Source organism: Polynucleobacter sp. MWH-Adler-W8, from assembly GCF_001889925.1.
Lineage (GTDB): Bacteria > Pseudomonadota > Gammaproteobacteria > Burkholderiales > Burkholderiaceae > Polynucleobacter.
In genome coordinates this window covers 134,789-155,790 of record NZ_LZFI01000001.1, presented here as the reverse complement: position 1 = coordinate 155,790, position 21,002 = coordinate 134,789, and the positions used below count along the sequence as shown (strand labels likewise).

31 protein-coding genes are annotated in these 21,002 nt (G+C 45.1%); 7 read left to right on the top strand and 24 right to left on the bottom strand.

All coding sequences use genetic code 11. The annotated features are described in order from the left end of the window. Positions 1–660: 660 nt before the first annotated feature. Positions 661–828 carry a hypothetical protein gene (locus AOC28_RS11360; RefSeq protein WP_158009029.1) on the top strand — a complete coding sequence of 56 codons (168 nt, stop codon included), beginning with the start codon at positions 661–663 and terminating at the stop codon, positions 826–828. A gap of 140 nt (positions 829–968) precedes the next feature. Here the strand turns inward: AOC28_RS11360 and AOC28_RS00865 are convergent, their stop codons facing one another. After that, positions 969–1,313 (bottom strand): hypothetical protein, encoded by a 345-nt coding sequence (locus AOC28_RS00865; protein ID WP_072582114.1) that lies wholly within the window; start codon positions 1,311–1,313, stop codon positions 969–971. Between the two features lie 116 nt (positions 1,314–1,429). Here AOC28_RS00865 and AOC28_RS00860 point away from each other — a divergent pair, with 116 nt between their 5' ends. The 3 genes from AOC28_RS00860 to AOC28_RS11450 all read left to right on the top strand — a co-directional run bounded on the left by AOC28_RS00860 (position 1,430) and on the right by AOC28_RS11450 (position 2,323). After that, positions 1,430–1,918, top strand: coding sequence for a DUF6641 family protein (locus AOC28_RS00860; RefSeq protein ID WP_348534707.1), 489 nt, complete (start codon positions 1,430–1,432; stop codon positions 1,916–1,918). Then, positions 1,915–2,064, top strand: a complete 150-nt coding sequence (locus tag AOC28_RS11355) for a hypothetical protein (protein ID WP_158009028.1) — start codon at positions 1,915–1,917, stop codon at positions 2,062–2,064. The genes AOC28_RS00860 and AOC28_RS11355 overlap by 4 nt, the downstream gene beginning before the upstream one ends. 85 nt (positions 2,065–2,149) lie before the next feature. After that, positions 2,150–2,323, top strand: a complete 174-nt coding sequence (locus AOC28_RS11450) for a hypothetical protein (protein WP_192846837.1) — start codon at positions 2,150–2,152, stop codon at positions 2,321–2,323. Positions 2,324–2,521: 198 nt separating this feature from the next. Here AOC28_RS11450 and AOC28_RS00855 read toward each other — a convergent pair whose 3' ends face one another. Further along, complete coding sequence (locus AOC28_RS00855; RefSeq protein ID WP_072582112.1) at positions 2,522–3,850, bottom strand: porin; 1,329 nt, start codon at positions 3,848–3,850, stop codon at positions 2,522–2,524. A gap of 208 nt (positions 3,851–4,058) precedes the next feature. Here AOC28_RS00855 and AOC28_RS00850 point away from each other — a divergent pair, with 208 nt between their 5' ends. Continuing rightward, positions 4,059–5,516, top strand: a complete 1,458-nt coding sequence (locus AOC28_RS00850) for a sel1 repeat family protein (protein ID WP_072582111.1) — start codon at positions 4,059–4,061, stop codon at positions 5,514–5,516. On the opposite strand, the gene tatC is transcribed toward AOC28_RS00850, so the two are convergent. The 8 genes from tatC to hisI form a co-directional block, all read right to left on the bottom strand. Next, on the bottom strand, positions 5,492–6,283 hold the full coding sequence (gene tatC / locus AOC28_RS00845) for a twin-arginine translocase subunit TatC (RefSeq protein WP_072582110.1): 792 nt from the start codon (positions 6,281–6,283) through the stop codon (positions 5,492–5,494). The two genes, AOC28_RS00850 and tatC, sit on opposite strands and share 25 nt — an antisense overlap. Positions 6,284–6,322: 39 nt before the next feature. Further along, the gene (tatB, locus tag AOC28_RS00840; RefSeq protein ID WP_072582109.1) at positions 6,323–6,799 is read right to left on the bottom strand and encodes a Sec-independent protein translocase protein TatB; all 477 of its coding nucleotides are present in this window, start codon (positions 6,797–6,799) and stop codon (positions 6,323–6,325) included. A gap of 57 nt (positions 6,800–6,856) precedes the next feature. Then, the gene (gene tatA / locus AOC28_RS00835) at positions 6,857–7,078 is read right to left on the bottom strand and encodes a Sec-independent protein translocase subunit TatA (protein ID WP_072582108.1); all 222 of its coding nucleotides are present in this window, start codon (positions 7,076–7,078) and stop codon (positions 6,857–6,859) included. 16 nt (positions 7,079–7,094) lie between these two features. Continuing rightward, entirely contained in the window at positions 7,095–7,451 is a 357-nt protein-coding gene (locus AOC28_RS00830) for a histidine triad nucleotide-binding protein (protein WP_072582107.1), read from the bottom strand. Positions 7,452–7,475: 24 nt separating this feature from the next. Then, on the bottom strand, positions 7,476–7,877 hold the full coding sequence (locus AOC28_RS00825; protein WP_072582106.1) for a phosphoribosyl-ATP diphosphatase: 402 nt from the start codon (positions 7,875–7,877) through the stop codon (positions 7,476–7,478). 16 nt (positions 7,878–7,893) lie between these two features. After that, entirely contained in the window at positions 7,894–8,280 is a 387-nt protein-coding gene (locus AOC28_RS00820) for a type II toxin-antitoxin system VapC family toxin (RefSeq protein WP_237767700.1), read from the bottom strand. A gap of 8 nt (positions 8,281–8,288) precedes the next feature. Beyond that, entirely contained in the window at positions 8,289–8,549 is a 261-nt protein-coding gene (gene vapB, locus AOC28_RS00815) for a type II toxin-antitoxin system VapB family antitoxin (protein ID WP_192846838.1), read from the bottom strand. Between the two features lie 86 nt (positions 8,550–8,635). Further along, positions 8,636–9,025 carry a phosphoribosyl-AMP cyclohydrolase gene (gene hisI, locus AOC28_RS00810; protein WP_072582103.1) on the bottom strand — a complete coding sequence of 130 codons (390 nt, stop codon included), beginning with the start codon at positions 9,023–9,025 and terminating at the stop codon, positions 8,636–8,638. Positions 9,026–9,174: 149 nt separating this feature from the next. On the opposite strand from hisI, the gene AOC28_RS00805 reads away from it, so the two are divergent. Beyond that, the gene (locus AOC28_RS00805) at positions 9,175–9,567 is read left to right on the top strand and encodes a type II toxin-antitoxin system HicB family antitoxin (RefSeq protein WP_072582127.1); all 393 of its coding nucleotides are present in this window, start codon (positions 9,175–9,177) and stop codon (positions 9,565–9,567) included. 9 nt (positions 9,568–9,576) lie between these two features. Here AOC28_RS00805 and hisF read toward each other — a convergent pair whose 3' ends face one another. The 4 genes from hisF to hisB form a co-directional block, all read right to left on the bottom strand. Next, positions 9,577–10,335: an imidazole glycerol phosphate synthase subunit HisF gene (hisF, locus tag AOC28_RS00800; RefSeq protein WP_072582102.1), complete on the bottom strand. Its 759-nt coding sequence runs from the start codon at positions 10,333–10,335 to the stop codon at positions 9,577–9,579. Beyond that, a complete protein-coding gene (gene hisA / locus AOC28_RS00795) occupies positions 10,335–11,096 on the bottom strand; it encodes a 1-(5-phosphoribosyl)-5-[(5-phosphoribosylamino)methylideneamino]imidazole-4-carboxamide isomerase (RefSeq protein ID WP_072582101.1) in 762 nt (253 codons plus the stop codon). Before hisA ends, hisF begins: the two co-directional genes overlap by 1 nt. Before the next feature lie 18 nt (positions 11,097–11,114). After that, positions 11,115–11,771 carry an imidazole glycerol phosphate synthase subunit HisH gene (gene hisH, locus AOC28_RS00790; RefSeq protein WP_072582100.1) on the bottom strand — a complete coding sequence of 219 codons (657 nt, stop codon included), beginning with the start codon at positions 11,769–11,771 and terminating at the stop codon, positions 11,115–11,117. Positions 11,772–11,832: 61 nt separating this feature from the next. Continuing rightward, positions 11,833–12,420 carry an imidazoleglycerol-phosphate dehydratase HisB gene (gene hisB, locus AOC28_RS00785; protein ID WP_072582099.1) on the bottom strand — a complete coding sequence of 196 codons (588 nt, stop codon included), beginning with the start codon at positions 12,418–12,420 and terminating at the stop codon, positions 11,833–11,835. A gap of 116 nt (positions 12,421–12,536) precedes the next feature. Between hisB and hisC the strand changes: the two genes are divergently transcribed. Continuing rightward, positions 12,537–13,604, top strand: a complete 1,068-nt coding sequence (hisC, locus tag AOC28_RS00780) for a histidinol-phosphate transaminase (protein ID WP_072582098.1) — start codon at positions 12,537–12,539, stop codon at positions 13,602–13,604. 35 nt (positions 13,605–13,639) lie between these two features. On the opposite strand, the gene hisD is transcribed toward hisC, so the two are convergent. From hisD to mlaD, 10 genes are read right to left on the bottom strand one after another with little or no spacing between them, the layout of a single operon-like run. Continuing rightward, positions 13,640–14,962, bottom strand: a complete 1,323-nt coding sequence (gene hisD, locus AOC28_RS00775) for a histidinol dehydrogenase (RefSeq protein ID WP_072582097.1) — start codon at positions 14,960–14,962, stop codon at positions 13,640–13,642. 27 nt (positions 14,963–14,989) lie between these two features. Next, on the bottom strand, positions 14,990–15,616 hold the full coding sequence (hisG, locus tag AOC28_RS00770; protein ID WP_072582096.1) for an ATP phosphoribosyltransferase: 627 nt from the start codon (positions 15,614–15,616) through the stop codon (positions 14,990–14,992). Positions 15,617–15,636: 20 nt separating this feature from the next. After that, positions 15,637–16,911, bottom strand: coding sequence for a UDP-N-acetylglucosamine 1-carboxyvinyltransferase (gene murA / locus AOC28_RS00765; protein WP_072582095.1), 1,275 nt, complete (start codon positions 16,909–16,911; stop codon positions 15,637–15,639). 56 nt (positions 16,912–16,967) lie between these two features. After that, positions 16,968–17,216 carry a BolA family protein gene (locus tag AOC28_RS00760; protein WP_072582094.1) on the bottom strand — a complete coding sequence of 83 codons (249 nt, stop codon included), beginning with the start codon at positions 17,214–17,216 and terminating at the stop codon, positions 16,968–16,970. Positions 17,217–17,249: 33 nt separating this feature from the next. Further along, positions 17,250–18,038 (bottom strand): ABC transporter permease, encoded by a 789-nt coding sequence (locus tag AOC28_RS00755; protein ID WP_072582093.1) that lies wholly within the window; start codon positions 18,036–18,038, stop codon positions 17,250–17,252. Next, a complete protein-coding gene (locus AOC28_RS00750; RefSeq protein ID WP_072582126.1) occupies positions 18,035–18,787 on the bottom strand; it encodes an ABC transporter ATP-binding protein in 753 nt (250 codons plus the stop codon). Before AOC28_RS00750 ends, AOC28_RS00755 begins: the two co-directional genes overlap by 4 nt. A 5-nt stretch (positions 18,788–18,792) precedes the next feature. After that, positions 18,793–19,050 carry an STAS domain-containing protein gene (locus tag AOC28_RS00745; protein WP_072582092.1) on the bottom strand — a complete coding sequence of 86 codons (258 nt, stop codon included), beginning with the start codon at positions 19,048–19,050 and terminating at the stop codon, positions 18,793–18,795. An 18-nt stretch (positions 19,051–19,068) separates the two neighbouring features. Beyond that, positions 19,069–19,710, bottom strand: coding sequence for an ABC transporter substrate-binding protein (locus AOC28_RS00740; protein WP_072582091.1), 642 nt, complete (start codon positions 19,708–19,710; stop codon positions 19,069–19,071). Between the two features lie 53 nt (positions 19,711–19,763). Further along, positions 19,764–20,516: a VacJ family lipoprotein gene (locus tag AOC28_RS00735; protein ID WP_072582090.1), complete on the bottom strand. Its 753-nt coding sequence runs from the start codon at positions 20,514–20,516 to the stop codon at positions 19,764–19,766. Next, positions 20,513–20,995, bottom strand: a complete 483-nt coding sequence (mlaD, locus tag AOC28_RS00730; RefSeq protein ID WP_072582089.1) for an outer membrane lipid asymmetry maintenance protein MlaD — start codon at positions 20,993–20,995, stop codon at positions 20,513–20,515. Before mlaD ends, AOC28_RS00735 begins: the two co-directional genes overlap by 4 nt. Positions 20,996–21,002 lie beyond the last annotated feature (7 nt).

Sequence of the window (21,002 nt, the reverse complement as noted above, 5' to 3'; positions counted from 1 at the left end):
ATCCAGCCAAAACAGTCAGCAAAAACATCGCCCTGTTGCGTGTAGCGTTCGTGTTTGATGCGATGTAAGTTAAAACTTTATCAATATCTTGTTGCGTCAGTGATTTTGCCTGTGCCATTGCGTTCTCCTAATAATATGTGCGTAATAAGTATGTGTTCTTTGGTAGCAAATGAGCAACCGAAACAGTTTTGCGCTGTGTAAGTGGCGCAATCTGTTAAAAAACAACTGGTTGCGTCGTGGTGTTGTGACTTTGTAACTTCTCTTTGGTCGTGTATTTACCGCAAAAATGCGTGATGAATGTGGCATTTAGACTACAGAATGCGCAGACTTGTTAAAACACGCTACAGCGTGCGTATGTGTCAATCTGCTACTGTGCTCTACGAAACCCGAAAAAATACGCATACACGACGGATTTGATGTGCTGTTGCGTAGTGCCACCCAAAATCAGTTCGTAGTCCTGTATTTTTAGTTGCGCAGTTTTTTTAGGTGCTGGAGATCTGTGGTGCTGGTGATTTATATCTAACTGGTAGTGTGAAAGCGAACGCAGTTCGCTTGTGTATCGCTTGCGCTCACACATTTACATCTATCAACACATATAAACATAATAGAAGAAAGCCGAAAGCAACGCAGTTGCTTTTGGTGCTGTTTGATTGACGGAGAATGATTAGATCACGCAACGGCTATAGCGGAGACGAATCTGTCGCTATTAGTCGTTGCGCTGTGCGTGACGGTAAAAAGACTGTCACACGCACTGTAGAAAGTTTTTTAATATGGAAGACTGATGTATTGAAACTTCCAAACTACTGTGGCATTGGTTTGCGTTTGTAGTAAAACTTCGGCATCAACTTATGTGCGACACAACTCTACAGTGTATGTGTCGCAAGTTCCACCGCATTAGCCGTTATATTACAAGTGGAGTTTTTACCTTTGTTAGCGCAGTGTTTATCTGCGTTTTGAATGTGCCTGATTTATGCCTGTGTTGTTCTGCGTTTGTTCCTGTTACTGCGATACTCACCGCGCAATATGCGACTGTGTAGATTAAGAATACGGAAACAATCGCCGTCCGTAATGTGTTTGCGTTTTTTAGCGCAACTGTAGCGTGACTGGAAATACTCAATAAAGCGTTTAGTCGGTTTATCCAAAACACCAATATGTTCAGTTAGCAGTTTATTGGCTGTCTGTTGCGCTTTGAGTAAGTTCGGTTTAGTTGTTCCAAAACTGCCTACATCTACACCTATGCCACGCAACCAAGCGTCAGCAAGTTCGGTGTCACGCTTCTCTCGTCTTTGTATGTTGTAAGTAATATCGTTCATACATTTATTTAGTAACGACCAAACAATATGTAACAAAATCTGGCGCAATATTAGGTGGATTTGCGTGGTTTTGGACAAAAAAGATGTGAAGGCAAAAAGAGGTTGCGAGTTTGGTAATACCGAAACTACAGTTACTAAAACACACAACAGAAAAGGATACACAAATGAGCAACTTAAACACACTAAAGCTAACAGACGCAAAGAAACCGACACAAATCCCGCAAGTGCTACAGCGCAGAAACAAACTTATCAAGCGCATCTGGCAACAAACAGAGTTAGCACGGGCGCAACAAACTGGCACAAGTTTTAGTGTCAAAAAGTTCCGCAGTGTTGCTGATATTGATACAGGCGCACGCAAACAAGTGGAAACCGATGTGCGTGTAAAACCGTGGTGGTTTGTTACAGATAACGGCAAACTGGCAATCAGTGTGCGCTACGGTAGCAAAGTGTTGGAGTTAGGAAAAGGCAAGTTTGCTGTAGAAGTTGGCACGGAGAAGGATTTAGTCAAAGTTTTGGATGTAATCAAAACGGCTGTAAGTGCTGGCGAGTTAGATACAGCGATTGAAAATGCGGCAACTAAACTGCGTGAAGGATTTACAAAATGAAGCAATACAGACTATGGGTGCGCATCAATCAACTACAAAGAGCTAACACGATTGTGTATGCTGAAAACGACTATCTCGCAAAACGCTTGGGTGAAGCGCAATACGGTGTATGTAATGTGCTGGGTTACACATTAGCGTCAAACTAATGTGTAGGGTATGGGTGATTAGTGCTGGGGTATGCGCAGAAAGTGCGGGGGTGAGTGATATTGTTTGGTCGCCATTAAATACATAATGCGCATACATGAAGTCATTACATCAACTAAACCACCCACACCAGAGCAAGCACGCATTCGTAGCATGCAGGCACAAGTTAAACGCAGTCAAACAGCTGTGAAACAAGAACGCTTACGTCAGCAGCAAACCAAACTCAATCAAGCTCGCGCTGCAGTATCGGCAAGCACTTAAATGAGTTTGATGTGAATTTGGGTCAAATTCGTGTGGTTTGTGACGAAAACATGGTGCACGTGCTAATCATGATTGCACGAGTGAGAGACTATGCACAAATACTTTTAGAAATTACAGCCAAGAAAAAACCCACTGTGTTTCCACAGTGGGTTAATTTGATACCTAACTAATTCTTAACTAGCTTACGCTAGCAGTGAATTAGAAAGTGTGACGCAAGCCTAAAGCGTACTGGTTACCACCTGCACCTACACCACCAGTGCTAGGAGTGCTACCAGTCTGAACTTGACCATAGATACCGTACAAGTTTGTACGCTTGCTGAGGTAGTAGTTAGTACCTAACTGCCAGCCTACGAATGTTGCTGATTGGCCACCGAAAGATGACTTGATCTTACCGTTACCTACAGATGCCCATGACTCAACTGTTGGAGTGATGTAGCTACGTACACCAAGTTGTTGAGCATTACGGTTGAACTGTTCACCAGCGTTAGATGTAACTGCATCAGTGCTGAAGTCGTTTTGAATCTTACGGCCAACCCATTGTGCGTATGCCTTCAAGATACCGAAGTCATAAGTTGCACCAACCAAAGTCTGTTTATCAGAAGTTTGTGTAGCTGGGAAAATCACACCGCCACCAACTTGCTGACCTGAAGTTACAGCAACAGAGCCAAGGTTAGCATTTGCAGAAGTTGGAGCAGCAGCGAATACACCAGTTGCATAGTTAGTCTTAAATGACTGATAAGCAGCGCCGATGTACAACTTTTGCCATGTGAAGTTAGCGCTCAAGCCCCAACCGCCCCAGTTTGTATTGCCACCGTTAGCTGCTGTTGGTGTGTTTGGATTATTAGTTGTACCAACTTGAGTTTGGTTTTGGTTGTTCATTGCATACATTGCTGCAGCTTGGAAACCACCAAAACTATCAGATTGCAATGTCAATGCATTAGAAGCACGGTTTGTGAAACCTTCACCATTGTTGTTGCCGCTTTGCTGTGAAGCGCTTGAGGCAAACAATGAAGATGCACCGCCAGCGTATACAACGTCACCTGCTACGTTGTTGTATTGACCAGGAGATGTAGCAGCACCTTCGTTAAACACGTTTGTGTATTGACGACCGAATGCGAATTGACCAATACCATTCTTTTTCAAGCCAACAAATGATTGACGGTTATCAACAGTAGAACCAGAGTTGTTTGTATTCTTTTGGTATGGGTCAGCAGCTGTACCGCCAGACAATTCGGAGTTAGCTGGTGTCAAGCCGAGTTCAACAGTAAAGAAAGCAGAAGCGCCGCCGCCTAAGTCTTCAGTACCTTTGAAACCCAAACGTGAAGTTTGCTCAGCAGATTGACCGAAAGCAGACTTTTGAATCTTGTTTGTTTGTGTGCCAGTAGCCGGAGAAGTAACAGTACCTTCTTTAGCGTTAGAACCGATGTAACCAACGTCCAAGATACCGTAAACGGTTACGCTGGACTGAGCTTGAGCAGCGCCAGCAATAGCTGACAATGCTGCGAGTGCTAATAGCGATTTTTTCATTCTTTAAATCTCCAAAAATTAAAAGTAATGCCCAAATAAAACTGGGACCTACGAATTTTGCTTCTTTTGCCTCACCAGACTGGAGGTCAGGGTATTTAGGAGCTCTTTTTGCTTGTCAAAAGGTAGTTTTTTGGCTTTCTTCGTTGTATCTCGACAACAAGACCTTTGTTTTCTGTCTTTTATGGGCTCTAGATGCCAAAATTGTCATATGGCAAGTCGCGAATTCCTAAAAATCCTCAGTTCAGCCCGTTTGGGTGATGTTTCCGCGCAACAAAAGCTGGCCTCCGCCTACCTTACTGGGGCCTTCAAAACCCCAATCCAACCTGCTAACGCTCTGATTTGGCTAGAAAAATCGTATTTTTCTATTATGAATCAATCACTTGAGAATAAAAGCTCAAGTGACGCTGAAATTTTTGATCTTTTAAGCCAGATTGCCAATATTCCGCTTGCTGAAACCTTTAACTCCCCTGCCTTTCGGTTTGGCTGGGACTCTTTTTGGCAGTTAGCTGAAGCCAGGGATGTTTCTGATTCGAATCTTGCCGCCAAATGGCAGCTTGTTAATCTATTAATTAATCCTGCAAATCAAGAAGTTCAATCCCAATTGCTTGATTGGGTAAAAAAGAATTCAGCGACGCTGGAAAAAATTTCTTCTTTAGATTTTGCTGGCATGCAAAAGATCGCCAAGCAATATTTGCATGAGCTTGCAGATGGCGAATCTCTTTTTGCAAACAATGCAAAAGAATTGCTGATTAAGCTTCAGCCAAAAAATGAAGCCCTGTCCTCTCTATGGCAAGTTTGGCTTGATGAACAAAATGAAGATGCCTTAAGCCAAGCCGCAGAACTTGGATTAACTATTGCAAAACTCACTCTGGGTTTGCGTCTTGCGCAATTAGATGGAAGCGCCCATTCAGAACAGAACAAATCAAATGCCTCTCTAAAGAAAGCGGCTCATTGGTTAGAGCTTGCTGCCAAAGATGGTGATCGAGATGCTTGGTATGCACTCGGTGAAATTTATCGTCGCCCACAATTCTCTGGTTACAACGCCACAGAGAGCGATCGCTGCATCGATCGTGCTGCTGATCTGGGTCATCCACAGGCACAACTTCGCAAAGGCGCGAATCTGTGGCGCAAGCGTGAAAAGAATGAAGAGAAGGTGCGTGGACTGCAAGCATCCTATTGGGTATGGCAGGCCCATCAACAAGGCGTGCCAGAAGCAAAAGAATTACTGAGTAAGATTTTGGAGAGCTGCCCCAACCCTAAAGATAATGAATGGCTCGAATTAGCTCAATGTGCTGAAGTGGCGATTAATCACCATGCTGAACATAAGGTGGATGAAGATTGGCTATTACTTTGCCATCGCATCATCATTGCCAACCAATTCAACTTCACTAAAGCAGAGCTATTGCTATGTGAAGTAGGCCAACTACAACATGAGCATTGCGTAGTGGTAGATATTCGCTGGGAATTGCCAAAGATCCTGCCTAGATTGATTCAGATTGAAACGATTCAACAGCGTCGCGCTCTTTTGGCGGCTGGCAAAGCCTTTGCTGGTTCGGAGATGGATCTGGAGGGCAATTTACGCCAAAGACGCTATCGCTTTGATCGCGTTACCAACTGGCTTACAACTACTTTTTCTAAGAATCAAGCTGACGCAGAAGTCGATTGATCAGTTGCGGCATCCTCATCGGAGGGTCTTGGCACGTAAAAGCGAGCAACTAATAAACCCAATTCATAGAGCAAGGTCATGGGTACGGCTAGCAATAATTGAGACAGTACATCAGGGGGAGTAACCACGGCTGAAATTACAAAAGCACCCACAATCACATAAGGGCGAATTTCCTTCAGCTTAGCTAGTGGCACCATACCCATCCGCACCAAGACAACCACCACCACAGGCACTTCAAAAGTAATACCAAATGCCAAGAAGGTTGTCATGGCAAAACTTAAATAGTTATCAATGTCGGTCGACATCTCCGCACCCAAAGGTGCGTTGTAACTTGCCATGAACTTAAATACCGTTGGAAATACTAAAAAGTAAGCAAATGCCATACCAGCAATGAACAAGGTGTAGCTACTCACGACCAAAGGCAAAATGAGTTTTCTTTCATGCAAATACAAACCAGGCGCAATGAAAGCCCAAAGTTGATACATCACCACTGGTAAAGCGATGATAAATGCGACTAGCATGGTGACCTTCATCGGCACAAAGAATGAACCTGTGACGTCCGTCACAATCATCTTGCCACCGGCAGGCAAAGCCTTTAGTAAAGGCTGTGCAAACAAATGGAAAATATCAGGCGCCCAATAGACTAGACATACGAAGACAACAATAATTGCAAGTGCTGCTTTAATTACGCGATCACGTAATTCAAATAAGTGGGAAAGAAAGGTTTCTTGTAATCCCGAGTCTTGAGTTGAATTGTTTTCAGTCATGCGTAAGTATTTTTATTCTTTTGCTTTTTACTATTATTTTTATTTGCCGGCACTGTGATGAAAGCGCTTCATCCTGGCAGCGCCAGACTGCACTCGAGTACGAATGCCTGCGGAACGCTTGAACCAAAGGGGCCTTGCAGCACGGCGCACACCCCAGCTATTGCGCCCTTGGCGCTTAGTTTTGCGAAGCACTTCTTTTTCATCTAAGGGCGGCTTATCAAAGCTCGTTTCAAAAATATCCGCTTGATCGCTTAAGTTAGCGCTAGCCTCTTGAACCGTAGAGCCAATACTGTTTTCAACCTCCTTGAGAGTGGCAGCAGTTTCTTCTCGAAACTTTTTAAATTCTTCCACCTCCATCTGACGGCTCACTTCAGACTTGACGTCAGCCATATACCGCTGAGCACGTCCAAACAGGTTACCAGCCATGCGAGCCACTTTAGGCAGACGCTCTGGTCCAACCACCACCAGAGCAACTACAGCAATCAGCGCAAGTTTTGAAACTCCGAGATCAATCATTTAACGCAGTTATTTAATTGCAGCATGAGTTTCAATTGCGCTTCAGTTATTAGTTAGTTATTTGTTTACGTCTTTAGCGTGAACATCAACAGTCGTGTCTGCTGTTGCAGAACTTTGTTGAATTTGCTCTTTAGGCTCTTCAGCAGATTTCATGCCATCTTTAAAGCCTTTTACAGCGCCGCCCAAATCTTGGCCGATATTGCGCAATTTTTTGGTACCGAATACCAACATCACGATCACCAAAACAATTAACCAATGCCAAATGCTAAATGAACCCATCTTTAATCTCCTTGGATTATTTTTTCCAGGGGCGGGGACCGCCCATCACATGTAAGTGCAAGTGATAAACCTCCTGCCCACCATCCGCACCATTGTTCACCATCAACCTAAAGCCGCCATCCTTACCGGGACGACAGCCTTGCTCTTTGGCAAGACGCGGTGCTAATTCCATCATTTTACCCAGCAAAGGGGTATCTATGCTTTCAGATGACTCCAACATGGGTATATGTTTTTTAGGAATGATCAGAAAATGGATGGGTGCTGCCGGGTTGATATCTTTAAAAGCATAGATTTCCTCGTCCTCATAGACTTTCTGAGAAGGTATTAAACCTTGAGTAATCTTACAAAATAGGCAATTAGGGTCGTGTGACATACTTTTTCTTGTATTTATCCGTACTTACTCTTTATCAGCAGCTTTTCTAGCAGCCTTCTCTTCGATACCGGACGTTCCCAAGCGACGATCAAGTTCGGTAATCACATCTTCCGGGCGCAGATTAAATTGAGACAAAGCAATCAAGCAGTGAAACCACAAATCGGCCATTTCCCCAACTAAGCGCTTTTGCTGGTCAGCTGCCAAATTAGAATTGCGCGCATCTTTTGCCGCCATCACAGCCTCAGTCGCTTCTTCGCCAATTTTTTTCAAGATCCCGTCATCACCCTTTGAAAAGAGCAAAGCGGTATATGAAATTTTGGGGTCTGCTTGACCCGCCTTAAATGCATCACGACGTTGATCAACTACATCGGCTAAATGGGTTAAACCCGATTCGATTTTTTTGTCTGAATTCAATATTTTGTCCATAAATAAGTTTTTCAGACTATACAGTCCAATCCTCTACCTTTAGCTTCTGAACCCTTTTAAAAGCTTGGTCATTCGTTACTAAAACTGCCCCGAGCTGAGAAGCATGTGCTGCAATTTGCATGTCAAGAGGGCCTAGTAAATTTCCACTACTCTCTAACTGGGCCCTTAAAACCCCATAATGCTCCGCTACATCAGTATCCCAAACCAAAACATCCACTCGCTTCAAAAACTCTTGTACAGCCAAATGTAAGCTCCTTGCATTTGGCTTTTTTGCCAAACCATAAAGAATTTCACCTTCAGATATAACTGACAAGCATAGTCTTTCCATAGGAACACTGGCGATTTTTCTGCTTACTACTGGGTTTTTCTTAATGAGGCTGCTGATGGTATTGGTATCGAGCATATATCTCATCACTCATTGACTCCAGCAAAAGGATCTCGATCTTGCGAACCTTGATTACGATCTTCGGGATTTAAAAAATCCGTCGGCACATCTGCATTATTAAGCGCCAAGAAAAAACTATCCCAGTTTTCAGGTCTTCTGGAAAGAATTAAATCCCCAGTATTAGCATCGCGCCGAATAAAAACCTCTTTTTCCTCGAAACGAAATGCCGCAGGTAAGCGTATGGCCTGGCTACGTCCATTCATAAAGATTTTTGCTGTTAGACCCATCATCCTAGCCCCTTGGTATATATCAAAGTATATACCATTCTAAACTAGAGCAAACTGGAAATAAAGCCCCAAAATTATGTCTTGGGTCAGGTTTTTCTGACTTTGATCCAACTTGAGCTTACAGAATCCCATTGCCTAAAGAAGCAACTATGCTCACCCGTATGACAAGCAATCCCATCTTTTTGCTCAACCATCAGCAAAATCGTATCCCCATCACAATCCAAGCGAATTTCTTTCACCTTTTGAGTGTGGCCAGATTCTTCACCTTTGTGCCACAGCTTTTGTCTAGAACGAGTCCAGTAGACAGCCTCACCCAAGCGGATGGTTTCCAAAAGAGCATCGCGATTCATCCAGGCCATCATTAATACATCGCCACTACCCACTTCTTGTGCAATAACGGGTACTAGGCCCTGATCATTCCAAGTCACTGCCTCTAATAAGGCCTGGTCTTGTGAGTTTTTATTCGTATCTGACATTTGTCCAATTTTGACAGAATTGTTTTGCGCCAAGCAAATAACGAGTTTCTAGGGCCTGCCAAAAAGACCCCACTATTTCATGGACACTTCTCTCATTTGTGTGTACTGTGTGTATAAATTAAAATTCGTATGTTTACAGAAGGGCTATGATGAAATATCCAATTGCTATTGAACCGGGTGGAGATAACTTAGCCTGGGGTGTGATTATTCCCGATATGCCAGGCTGCTTTTCTGCGGCTGACAGTGGAATTGATGAGGCTATTGAGAATGCCAAAGAAGCAATTGAACTTTGGATTGAAACTGCATTAGACGCGGGCGAAGATATCCCAAAGCCCAGCTCTATTACCGATCTTCAAAAGAAGAAAGAGTTCAAAGGATATATCTGGGCAATTGCTGAGATTGACCCGGTATTACTGTCCGACGATATCGAAAGAGTAAATATCTCTTTACCAAAAAGAGTGCTGGCAAGATTAGATGCTAAGGCCAAGTCCGCTGGTGAAAACCGCTCAGCATTTATCGCGCATATGGCGATTAGCGCTTAAAAAACCCACTTAAATCCGAACCGGAATACCTTGGGCTGCCATGTATTCTTTTGCCTGACCGACTGTGTAATCGCCATAGTGAAAAATGCTAGCTGCCAATACGGCATCTGCATGGCCCTTAGTAATGCCATCCACTAAATGCTGCAAATTACCAACGCCGCCAGAGGCAATCACGGGAACAGAAACTGCATCACTTACTGCGGCAGTTAAGGCCAAGTCAAAGCCATCCTTGCTGCCATCGCGGTTCATGCTAGTTAAAAGAATCTCGCCTGCACCACGTTTAGCCACTTCAGCAGCCCATGTGACTACATCCATTCCGGTCGCAGTTCTACCACCCTGGGTAAACACTTCCCAATTGCCCGCTTCAGTTTGCTTGGCATCAATCGCCACCACAATACATTGGGAGCCGTAATGAGCAGCAGCATCGGAAACTAAATCAGGGTTGGCTACCGCAGAAGAATTCATGCTCACTTTATCTGCGCCGGCATTGAGCAAGCGCCGAACATCCGCAACTGCACGAACACCACCACCAACAGTCAAGGGAATAAAAACCTGTGATGCCACATCTTCAATGATGTGTAAGATTAAATCGCGACCATCAGATGTTGCAGTAATGTCTAAGAATGTCAGCTCGTCGGCGCCTTGGGTGTCATACCGTTTAGCGATTTCCACGGGATCGCCTGCATCACGCAAGCCTACAAAGTTCACACCCTTAACTACGCGCCCTGCAGTGACATCCAAACAAGGAATAATTCGCTTCGTTAACACTAGATGATTTTCTTTGCGTACTTGAGGGTTAACTCATCGGCATATTTTTGAGCGACTGCAAGATCAAGATCGCCAGCGTAGATTGAGCGCCCCGCAATCACTCCCATGACACCCTCTTCTTCAGCCTTACAAAGCGCTTCAATATCTTGATTATTAGAGAGGCCGCCACTGGCAATTACCGGAATACGAATGGCTTGCGCCAGCTTGATTGTGGCTTCGATGTTGACGCCCTTGAGCATGCCATCCCGCCCAATATCGGTATAGATAATTGCCTCTACACCCCAATCTTCAAACTTTTTGGCAAGATCAATCACCTCATGACCGGTAATCTTGCTCCAACCATCAGTAGCTACTTTGCCATCACGCGCATCCAAACCAACCATCACATGACCTGGAAATGCTGTGCAGGCATCCTGAACAAAGCCAGGATTCTTCACGGCTGCTGTTCCAATAATGACAGTGCTAATACCATCATCCAATAAGCGTTCAATCGTTTCAAGATCACGAATACCACCGCCGAGCTGCACGGGAATTTCATTGCCAACTGCTTTGAGAATCGATTTAATCGCAGACTCATTTTTGAGCTTGCCAGCAAATGCGCCATTGAGATCTACTAAATGTAAGCGTCGAGCACCCTTGCTAATCCAATGCGCCGCCATTGCGCCAGGGTCTTCTGAAAACACTGTAGCTTTATCCATATCACCCTGTTCGAGTCGAACACAGTGGCCGTCTTTAAGATCAATTGCGGGAATCAGCAGCATAGCGAATGGTTAGGAGTATTAAGGTTGCCAAGAAACAAAATTTTGATAAAGCTTTAAACCGTATTCTGCACTTTTTTCTGGATGAAATTGAGTTGCAAAAATATTATCTCGCGCCACCGCAGAAGTAAACCAATCGCCATATTCAGTAGAGCCAGCTGTATCTTCATTACGCTGCGGCACAACATAGTAGCTATGCACAAAATAGAAGCTCGTTAAATCAGGTATGCCATCCCAAAGCGGGTGTTTTCGGTCTTGGCGCACTTGGTTCCAGCCCATATGAGGGACTTTATATGAGGAGCCATCTGGCTGCTTTTGACCAACCAGCTCAAAACGACGCACTTCCCCGGGAATCAAACCCAAGCAAGGCGTCCATTGCTCGGCGGCACGTACCTCTGCACTTCTATCAAAGAGCATTTGTTCTCCGACACAGACCCCTAACAGCGGCTTACTTTTAGAAGCCTCCAGTAAGGCATCCAATAATCCGGATTCCTCTAGATGCTTCATGCAATCTGGCATAGCACCTTGACCGGGCAAAACGACGCGATCTGCAGAGTGGATCTCTTCTGGCTGATGAGCAATCAATACATTGTCATCGGGTGCAACATGATGAAATGCTTGATATACAGAACGGAGATTACCCATTCCATAGTCGACGATCGCAATGGTTTGCGCCAAAATTTACCTGCTGTCTATTGTTATCTACTGTTGTCTTCTGAGCAACCGTGGGGAGTCTAGATTACAGACTTCCTTTAGTTGAAGGAATGGCGCCTGAAGCACGTGGATCAAGCTCTAAAGCCATACGCAAAGCGCGACCAAAAGCCTTGAACACAGTTTCAATCTGATGATGCGCATTAATACCGCGCAAATTATCGATGTGCAAAGTGACTCCAGCGTGATTCACAAAACCACGGAAGAACTCAATACTGAGATCCACATCAAAGTCGCCTACACGTGCACGCGTAAATGGAACATTAAATTCCAAACCTGGGCGGCCAGAAAAATCAATCACTACACGAGAAAGGGTCTCATCAAGCGGCACATAGGAGTGACCGTAACGAGTAATACCCGCTTTATCACCCACTGCCTTGGCGAAGGCCTGCCCTAGCGTGATTCCCACATCCTCAACAGTGTGGTGGTCATCAATATGGGTGTCGCCATTTGCAACCACTTTGAGGTCAATCATGCCGTGACGGGCAATCTGATCGAGCATGTGATCTAGAAAAGGAACCCCGGAGGCTAGCTCAGCCTTACCGGTTCCATCTAAATTGATGGAAATCTGAATTTTGGTTTCCGAAGTGTTTCGGGTGACGTCGGCTTGCCGCATGCTTCATTGCGCCGCGAGGCGAAGTGTTGATTGAAGCCTCATAATATCATTCCTAGAAGAGATTTAAATACCGATATCACTGCACTTTTATCCCGATTTTTGACCTGAGAACCCTCATGAGCCGTTTTTGGAGCCCTGTTGTTCAAACCCTAACCCCTTATGTTCCAGGGGAGCAACCGCAAATGCAGCGGCTGGTAAAACTCAATACCAATGAGAGCCCCTATGGCCCATCGCCCAAAGCGCTTGCTGCTATTGAAGGTCAAAATACTGCCGATTTACGCCTCTATCCCGATCCGGAAGGCGCAGCCCTAAAACAAGCTATCGCTAAATTACATGGCTTAGACGCAAATCAAGTTTTTGTAGGCAATGGCTCTGATGAAGTGTTGGCGCACGTCTTTGCTGGTTTACTCAAGCAAAATAAGCCAGTGCACTTTCCAGATATAACCTATAGCTTCTATCCCGTCTACTGCAAGCTCTTTGGAATTAATGCCCAAATAGTTCCCCTGAACGAAAATTTTGAGATAAAAACTGCTGATTACCAAACTCCTAACGGCGGAATTATTTTCCCAAACCCCAATGCCCCAACGGGTAGATCAATTCCTCGCTCAGAAATTGAAGCGCTAGTCTTGCGCAACAAAGATTCAGTAGTTGTTATTGATGAAGCCTATGTAGATTACGGGACTGAATCTTGTATTCCGCTATTGCGTGGCGCCAACTGTCAAGAAAATTTGTTAGTAGTACACACGCTTTCAAAATCACGTGCTCTAGCTGGTCTGCGCGTCGGCTTTGCGGTTGGTCATCCAGCATTAATTGAGGGCTTAGAACGAGTCAAAAATAGTTTTAACTCCTACCCCTTGGGACGCCTTGCTCAAGCTGGTGCGGTTGCAGCCATTGAGGACCAAGCGCATCTGGAAGCAACTTCAGCCAAAGTGATTCAAACTCGTACAAAGTTAATTGAGCAACTCGATGCATTGGGATTTGCAACCCTGCCTTCGACTGCAAACTTTATTTTCAGTCGCCATCCGAAACATGCTGGTGCCAAGCTATATCAAGCATTACGGGATCGCGGCATCATCGTGCGTCACTTCAAATCACCACGCATCGAAGAGTTCTTGCGCATTACGATTGGCACAGACGAACAAAGCAATGAACTTGTCGCTGCTTTAAAAGAAATTCTGAGTTAGATTTTTTAAGAAGTAAGCGCAGGCTTATTGCGCACTTACTTATTCAGGCGCATTTCAGCTGCACGTGCATGGGCTTGTAAGCCCTCACCGTGAGCTAGCGTACTAGCAACAGCACCTAAGGTCTGAGCTCCAGCTTCACTAACTTCAATCATGCTCGAGCGCTTGATAAAGTCATACACACCCAATGGTGAAGAAAAGCGTGCCGTGCGTGCAGTCGGTAAAACGTGATTAGGTCCGGCGCAGTAATCGCCTAAGGATTCGCTGGTGTAGTTACCCATAAAGATGGCGCCCGCATGACGAATTTGGTCAGCCCACTGACGTGGATCAGCAGCGCAAATCTCTAAGTGCTCAGCGGCAATTGCATTAGCAATCTCACAGGCCTCAGACATATCTTTTACCTGAATTAACAAAGCGCGATTTGTGAGTGAAGCTTCAATCACTTTTGCTCTTGGCATTTCTGGGAGGAGCTTGTTGATGCTTGCTTGCACTTGCTCAATATATTGAGCATCTGGACAGAGCAGGATCGATTGAGCCTGCTCATCATGCTCAGCCTGAGAAAACAGATCCATTGCAACCCAATCCGGAGGAGTAGATCCATCACAAAGAACCAAGATTTCTGATGGGCCAGCGATCATATCGATGCCAACAGTACCAAAGACTCTGCGCTTGGCTGCAGCCACATAGGCATTGCCAGGTCCAACAATCTTATCAACCGACGGAATAGTTTTAGTGCCGTAGGCTAAAGCGCCAACTGCCTGAGCACCACCGATCGTAAAGACACGATCTACACCAGCAAGATAAGCTGCCGCCAAAACTAAAGGATTGCGCGCACCATCAGGAGTAGGCACCACCATAATCACTTCGGCAACACCCGCCACCTTTGCGGGAATAGCGTTCATCAGCACGGATGATGGATAAGCTGCCTTACCGCCTGGCACATAAATACCAACACGATCTAATGGAGTTACTTTTTGACCGAGACGTGTTCCATCTTTCTCTTCGTACTCCCAAGAGTGGCAACCTGCTTCAATCTTTTGCTTCTCGTGATAAGCGCGCACTCTTTGGGCAGCAATATCGAGAGCATTTTTTTGTTCAGCAGATAAAGACTGATAAGCCAGCTCCAAATCTTTGCGAGGAATCTCTAAATCAGAAACGCTGGCCACACTCAAGCGATCAAACTGTTTTGTAAAGCCTAGAACCGCTTCATCACCCTTGTCTTTAACAGTTGCCAAAATCTTCACTACTGCAGCATCTATCGCCTCATCATCAGCAGACGGCAAGGACAAGCTCGACAACAGAATTTCTCTGAAGCCTGCATCCTTGCTATTGAGGCGTTTTACGTTAATGTTTGAAGGCATGAGGGAAGACTTCTCTTCTAGCTACTATTACTTCAGTAGCTCAAAAATAGGTTGTAGCTGAGCTCGCTTGCGCTTGTATGAAGCTTGATTGACGACTAGGCGCGCGCTAATATCGGCAATCGGCTCAACTTCAACTAAGCCATTCGCTTTGAGCGTATTGCCAGTAGAGACTAGATCCACAATCGCATCTGCCAAGCCCACCAAAGGTGCGAGCTCCATTGAGCCATACAGTTGAATCGTATCAATGTGCACACCTTTATTGGCAAAGTGTTCGCGCGCGCAATTGACGTACTTCGTGGCCACTTTTAAGCGGGAACCTTGCTTTACAGCAGCAGCGTAATCAAAACCTTCGCGGACCGCGACAGACATGCGGCACTTGGCAATATCTAAGTCGTAAGGAACGTACAAACCATCACTCCCTTTTTCCATCAATACATCCAAACCAGCAACTCCAAAATCAGCACCACCAAATTGCACATAAGTAGGCACATCTGAGGCACGAACAATAATGAGACGAACATCTGGATTAGATGTCTCAATAATGAGTTTGCGTGACTTCTCAGGATCCTCCAGCGGCACTATGCCAACCTTGGACAAGATCTCTGCAGTTTCTTCGAAGATGCGCCCTTTGGAGAGGGCTAAAGTCAATTTCATGGACTAATTATCCATCAGCCTTACTTCACGCGCTCAATATTGGCACCTAAGAGGGTTAACTTCTGCTCCATGCGGTCATAGCCACGATCTAAGTGGTAAATCCGGTCTACCTGGGTTTCGCCTTGGGCAGCTAATCCAGCAATCACCAAACTAGCTGAGGCCCGCAAATCCGTAGCCATCACAATCGCACCGGAGAGCTTTTCTACTCCCTGCGCAATAGCAGTATTACCTTCAATAGCAATGTCCGCACCCAAACGATTGAGCTCTTGAACATGCATAAAGCGATTTTCAAAAATCGTTTCTGTAATCGTTGAGTTGCCCGATGCAATTGCATTGACCGTCATCAGTTGCGCTTGCATATCTGTCGGGAAAGCGGGGTACTCAGAGGTGCGGAAGTTGACTGCTTTAGGACGACCCTGCATGGAAGCCTTAATCCAGTCAGAGCCAATCTCCATTTCCAGGCCGACCTCTTTTAACTTAACAATCACAGCATCCAAAGTGTCTGGGCGGCAGTGCTTGACTGTAATTTCCCCACCAGTGGCAGCAACCGCACATAAGAATGTGCCCGCTTCAATACGATCCGGAATAACCGAATGCTCAGCACCATGAAGTTTTTCTGCTCCCTCAATCACTAGCCGATCACTACCAATGCCTGAAATCTTCGCACCCATCTTGACCAACAATTCAGCCAAGTCACCAACCTCAGGCTCGCGTGCAGCATTTTCTAAGATGGTTGTACCCGATGCCAAAGTGGCAGCCATTAACAAATTCTCAGTACCGGTTACGGTAATCATGTCAGTCAAGATGGAGGCGCCCTTTAGGCGATCTGACTGTGGCTTGGTTTCAGCCTGAATGTAGCCACTCTTAATCTTGATACTCGCGCCCATCGCCTTCAAGCCTTTGATGTGCTGATCTACTGGACGTGCGCCAATTGCGCAACCACCCGGCAATGAAACCTTTGCGCTATGCATTCTGGCCAAAAGTGGGCCAAGTACCAAGATGGAGGCGCGCATAGTTTTCACCATCTCATAAGTCGCTTCTGAACTTTTAATAACCGCTGCATTCAACACCATGTGACTACGATCACCAGCACTTGGGAAATCAACCATTACACCAATCTCTTGCAAAAGCTTGAGCATAGTACGCACATCTTGCAAATCAGGAACATTGCGCAATACAACTGGTTGATCAGTCAATAGACAAGCGCACAGAATGGGCAATGCAGCATTTTTAGCGCCAGCAATGACTACCTCTCCATTGAGAGGAGTGCCGCCAACCATTCGTAATTTATCCATGAAACGATTCCAGTAAAAACTGATTTATTAATTTGTAATGCGTAATGATGTAATTTTTATACTGCTGAATTTTGTGCAAATTCTTCAGGTGTAAATGCTTTGATTGATAAGGCATGGACTTCCGCCTTCATGCGATCACCCATTGCACCGTATACCAATTGGTGGCGTTGCACCAAACGCTTACCTTCAAACTGAGGGCTCACGATGGTTGCAAAAAAGTGCTGGCCATCACCTTCAACCTGAATATGGGTGCAGGCTAGCCCTTGCTTGATATAGCCTTCAATCTGTTCTGGGGTGGGTAGCATTTCTTTTCCTAATCAAACTCGAGTTTTCAACAATTAATAACGAAGCTTATAGCCCTTTTGTAATAGGCGTAAAGCAATGACCGACACCACCACAAAAAAACAGAACACAATTACTAAGCTGCTCCAAGGGGAGTTATCTGAAACCCCAAAAAAGCCGTAACGGAAACCATCAATCATGTAAAAGAACGGATTGAAATGTGACACTGCTTGCCACGCTGGCGGTAAGGAATGAATGGAGTAAAAGACACCTGACAGCATCGTTGCGGGCATGATGATGAAGTTCTGAAAAGCAGCTAACTGGTCATATTTATCAGCCCAAATACCTGCTATCAAACCAAGACTTCCCAAAATTGCTGCACCCAAGAAAGCAAACGTCAAAATCCATAATGGGTATTCCAAAGTGGGTGTTGCGAACCAGATGGTAATTAATAGAACGCCCAGTCCCACAACAATTCCCCGAAATACTGCAGCCAAAATATAAGCAGAGTAAAACTCAAAATGGCTTAGGGGAGCCAACAAAACAAACACTAAGTTACCAGTGACCTTAGATTGAATCAAAGAAGATGAAGTATTTGCAAAAGCATTTTGCAAAACACTCATCATCACAAGACCAGGAATTAAAAAGGCTGTGTAACTTAAACGTCCGTAGACCTCTCTGCCCTCAAGAACATGGCCAAAGATCATCAGGTAGAGCACAGCTGTAAGTACCGGTGCTGCCACCGTCTGGAAAGCTACTTTATAAAAGCGCTTTACCTCTTTAAACAAAAGGGTAGGAAAACCACTGCCGTACTCTAGAGCAGGTCGATTGAGGCCATGTTTCATTGCGCACTCCCCGACATGATGTTCACGAAGACTTCTTCTAAGTCCGTTTTACCTTCACCATCTTTTTTGACAGATCCGTAACGACTTAATAAATTGGCAGTGGTATCTAGAGCCACAATCTTGCCTTGTTTCAGCATGGCAATACGCTGACACAAAGCTTCCGCCTCTTCCAGGTAATGAGTAGTCAGAACAATCGTATGACCATCTTGATTCAACCGACTAATAAATTGCCATAAGGATTGACGTAACTCAACATCCACGCCAGCAGTCGGTTCATCCAAAATAATGACAGGCGGCCTATGAACTAAAGCCTGTGCGACAAGCACTCGACGCTTCATTCCGCCAGACAAGGAGCGCATATTGCTATCCGCTTTGGAGGTGAGATCAAGATTAGCCATAATCTCATCAATCCACGCATCGTTATTTTTAATCCCGAAATACCCGGATTGAAAACGTAAGGTCTCACGCACAGTAAAGAAGGGATCAAAGACCAGCTCTTGAGGAACCACACCCAGCATCCGGCGTGCCTCACGAAACCCCTTCTGAACATCAGCACCCATAATGGCTGCATGACCTTGGCTCGGCCTCACCAGGCCAGCCAATATAGAAATCAAGGTAGTTTTGCCGGCACCATTGGGCCCCAATAAACCGAAAAATTCCCCTGGCTCAATGCTCAATGAAACATTATCTAAAGCCTGAAGTGCTCCGTATTGCTTGGATATATTTTGGATAGAAATTGCAGGATGCATCGTCATTACAAGCCCAGCAATGTAGAAACACCATAAACACCTGCCAAAACCTTGAGCTTTGCTGGTGCATGCTCTACTGAAATGGATTGTCCATCAGCCATAAGCTTTTTTTGCCATGCCAATAAAACGGTGAGTACGGTGGAATCAAAATCTTTCAATTCGGAGCAATCAATCGAGCGTAAGTTTGGACTATTTAATAGGCCTTCTTTTTGCAACTGCAATGCATTTTCTTGCGTCACTTTTTTTGGCAAAAGAAAGGGCATGATGTCTATGCTTATCAATTAATTGGCTGGTTTAGCTGTGGCTAATTGCTTATTGCGATCTTGCAAAAACTTCACCAAGCCTTCAATGCCGTTTTGACTGATTTGGTTAGAAAACTGATTGCGGTAAGCCTCAACCAACCAAACGCCCATAATATTCATGTCATAGACCTTCCAACCACCGGCAGTTTTCTCAAGGCGGTAATCTAAAGGCACTGGATCACCACGACCAAGCACTACAGTTTTAACAACCACCTCTTTATCGTCAGGCGCGGCACGCAAAGCCTTGAATTGCACAGTTTGGTCACGTAGCTGGCTCAAAGCGCCTGAGTAAGTGCGAATCAGCAGATTCTTAAACTCGGAAGTCAGTTGAGCCTGTTGCTCAGGCGTTGCCTTTTTCCAGTTAGGACCCATCGCCATTTCTGTAGTGCGACGCATGTCGGTATACGGAACAATTTTCTTCTCAACTAAATCTACGATCTTGGGGATATTGCCCTTTTGAATGTCGGGATCAGACTTGACCGTTGTCATTACGTCAGTAACGACCATCTTAATTAAGACATCCGGGGGAGTTGTTTGATCAGGAGCTTGTGCAAAAAGCGCACCAGAAACTAAAAGCAAGCTTGTCACTAAATATTGAGTAAGTATTTTTTGAATTTTCATAGGTTCTATTTCGTTATCTATACATCAATGCGATTTGATTGTGCTACTCAGACTTACTGATATCCGTTCTCGTAAGGAGGCATCCTAGGCTCCTCGTCGTCTTTGCCCTCGTTAATCTGATAGGCACGTCTTTGTATATAAGCATCTCGTAAGAAGCTGTACTTATCAATTGCAGCGCCATCCAACAAATCACCGGCCTCGTAATAGGTATTACGTGCGTTCACTACACGTAAGCCAGTAATGCTATTTCGCAGGCCCACATCCTTCACATACTTAAATAGATAGTCTGACTCTAAGTCGGCTACCGTGCCAAAAGTATCGCGCACATTACTTGGGCCAAAGAACGGAAGAACTACATAAGGGCCTGAGGGCACGCCCCAAACACCTAAGGTTTGACCCCAATCTTCTTTGTGCTTCTCAAGACCTCCAGGAGTAGCCAAATCCAAGAGTCCGCCTAATCCCATAGTTGTATTTACCACTACTCGCATGAAGTCATTAAAGGCATAGTCTGGCTTACCCTGTAACAAGTTAAATAGGGCGGTGTAGATGTCGTTGTAATTACTAAAGAAGTTATAAACTCCATCACGCACGAATTCGGGTAGCACAAAGCGATAGCCTGCAACTACCGGCTTGAGTAGATAAGCATCCAAGCCTTCATTAAATTCAAAAACTGAGCGATTGAATGGCTCCCAAGGATCCTGGGGAGAGCGCTCTACGCCAGCAGGAATGGATGCGCAGCCAATTAAAGAGGCCATCAAACCAAGCAAGATTGCCATCTTGGCTTTGCGCATAAAGAGCAACATCATTTTGCTGCGCCCTTTTCTTGGCCGCTATCTGCTGCTTTGTTGTAAAGGAACTGGCTAATCAAATTTTCTAAAACAATAGCTGATTGTGTCTGCGCAATCTTTTCGCCATTGGTCAACATATCATCTGACCCGCCCGCCTCAAGACCAATGTATTGCTCGCCCAATAAACCGGATGTCAAAATCTTGGCGGAAGAGTCCTTCGGAAACTTATAGGAGTCTTCAATAGTCATCACCACCGTTGCTTGATAAGTTTTGTCATCGAAGGAAATATTGGCAATTCTGCCAACCACCACACCGGCACTTTTCACTGGTGCACGAGGCTTGAGGCCGCCGATATTGTCAAAGCGTGCAGAAATTTTGTATGTTGGCGCAAATGACACTGCATTCATATTGCCAACCTTCAGTGCAAGAAATAGAGCAGCCAGCAAACCAATGCCAACAAAAATTCCCACCCAGACATCAATTGCACTTTTTCTCATAAGAGCC

Bases quoted from the DNA above. Each gene is read 5' to 3' on its own strand.
- AOC28_RS00850 (WP_072582111.1), top strand. From the start codon at position 4,059: ATGGCAAGTCGCGAATTCCTAAAAATCCTCAGTTCAGCCCGTTTGGGT.
- AOC28_RS11450 (WP_192846837.1), top strand. From the start codon at position 2,150: ATGCGCATACATGAAGTCATTACATCAACTAAACCACCCACACCAGAG.
- tatC (WP_072582110.1), bottom strand. From the start codon at position 6,283: ATGACTGAAAACAATTCAACTCAAGACTCGGGATTACAAGAAACCTTT.
- mlaD (WP_072582089.1), bottom strand. From the start codon at position 20,995: ATGAGAAAAAGTGCAATTGATGTCTGGGTGGGAATTTTTGTTGGCATT.
- AOC28_RS00760 (WP_072582094.1), bottom strand. From the start codon at position 17,216: ATGCTACCCACCCCAGAACAGATTGAAGGCTATATCAAGCAAGGGCTA.
- AOC28_RS00830 (WP_072582107.1), bottom strand. From the start codon at position 7,451: ATGTCACACGACCCTAATTGCCTATTTTGTAAGATTACTCAAGGTTTA.
- AOC28_RS00750 (WP_072582126.1), bottom strand. From the start codon at position 18,787: ATGCATCCTGCAATTTCTATCCAAAATATATCCAAGCAATACGGAGCA.
- tatA (WP_072582108.1), bottom strand. From the start codon at position 7,078: ATGGGTTCATTTAGCATTTGGCATTGGTTAATTGTTTTGGTGATCGTG.
- hisD (WP_072582097.1), bottom strand. From the start codon at position 14,962: ATGCCTTCAAACATTAACGTAAAACGCCTCAATAGCAAGGATGCAGGC.
- hisI (WP_072582103.1), bottom strand. From the start codon at position 9,025: ATGTCAGATACGAATAAAAACTCACAAGACCAGGCCTTATTAGAGGCA.
- AOC28_RS00735 (WP_072582090.1), bottom strand. From the start codon at position 20,516: ATGATGTTGCTCTTTATGCGCAAAGCCAAGATGGCAATCTTGCTTGGT.
- vapB (WP_192846838.1), bottom strand. From the start codon at position 8,549: ATGGGTCTAACAGCAAAAATCTTTATGAATGGACGTAGCCAGGCCATA.
- AOC28_RS00745 (WP_072582092.1), bottom strand. From the start codon at position 19,050: ATGCCCTTTCTTTTGCCAAAAAAAGTGACGCAAGAAAATGCATTGCAG.
- hisG (WP_072582096.1), bottom strand. From the start codon at position 15,616: ATGAAATTGACTTTAGCCCTCTCCAAAGGGCGCATCTTCGAAGAAACT.
- AOC28_RS00740 (WP_072582091.1), bottom strand. From the start codon at position 19,710: ATGAAAATTCAAAAAATACTTACTCAATATTTAGTGACAAGCTTGCTT.
- AOC28_RS00755 (WP_072582093.1), bottom strand. From the start codon at position 18,038: ATGAAACATGGCCTCAATCGACCTGCTCTAGAGTACGGCAGTGGTTTT.
- murA (WP_072582095.1), bottom strand. From the start codon at position 16,911: ATGGATAAATTACGAATGGTTGGCGGCACTCCTCTCAATGGAGAGGTA.
- AOC28_RS00855 (WP_072582112.1), bottom strand. From the start codon at position 3,850: ATGAAAAAATCGCTATTAGCACTCGCAGCATTGTCAGCTATTGCTGGC.
- hisC (WP_072582098.1), top strand. From the start codon at position 12,537: ATGAGCCGTTTTTGGAGCCCTGTTGTTCAAACCCTAACCCCTTATGTT.
- tatB (WP_072582109.1), bottom strand. From the start codon at position 6,799: ATGATTGATCTCGGAGTTTCAAAACTTGCGCTGATTGCTGTAGTTGCT.
- hisB (WP_072582099.1), bottom strand. From the start codon at position 12,420: ATGCGGCAAGCCGACGTCACCCGAAACACTTCGGAAACCAAAATTCAG.
- AOC28_RS00825 (WP_072582106.1), bottom strand. From the start codon at position 7,877: ATGGACAAAATATTGAATTCAGACAAAAAAATCGAATCGGGTTTAACC.
- AOC28_RS00865 (WP_072582114.1), bottom strand. From the start codon at position 1,313: ATGAACGATATTACTTACAACATACAAAGACGAGAGAAGCGTGACACC.
- hisA (WP_072582101.1), bottom strand. From the start codon at position 11,096: ATGCTGCTGATTCCCGCAATTGATCTTAAAGACGGCCACTGTGTTCGA.
- AOC28_RS11355 (WP_158009028.1), top strand. From the start codon at position 1,915: ATGAAGCAATACAGACTATGGGTGCGCATCAATCAACTACAAAGAGCT.
- AOC28_RS00805 (WP_072582127.1), top strand. From the start codon at position 9,175: ATGAAATATCCAATTGCTATTGAACCGGGTGGAGATAACTTAGCCTGG.
- AOC28_RS11360 (WP_158009029.1), top strand. From the start codon at position 661: ATGATTAGATCACGCAACGGCTATAGCGGAGACGAATCTGTCGCTATT.
- AOC28_RS00820 (WP_237767700.1), bottom strand. From the start codon at position 8,280: ATGCTCGATACCAATACCATCAGCAGCCTCATTAAGAAAAACCCAGTA.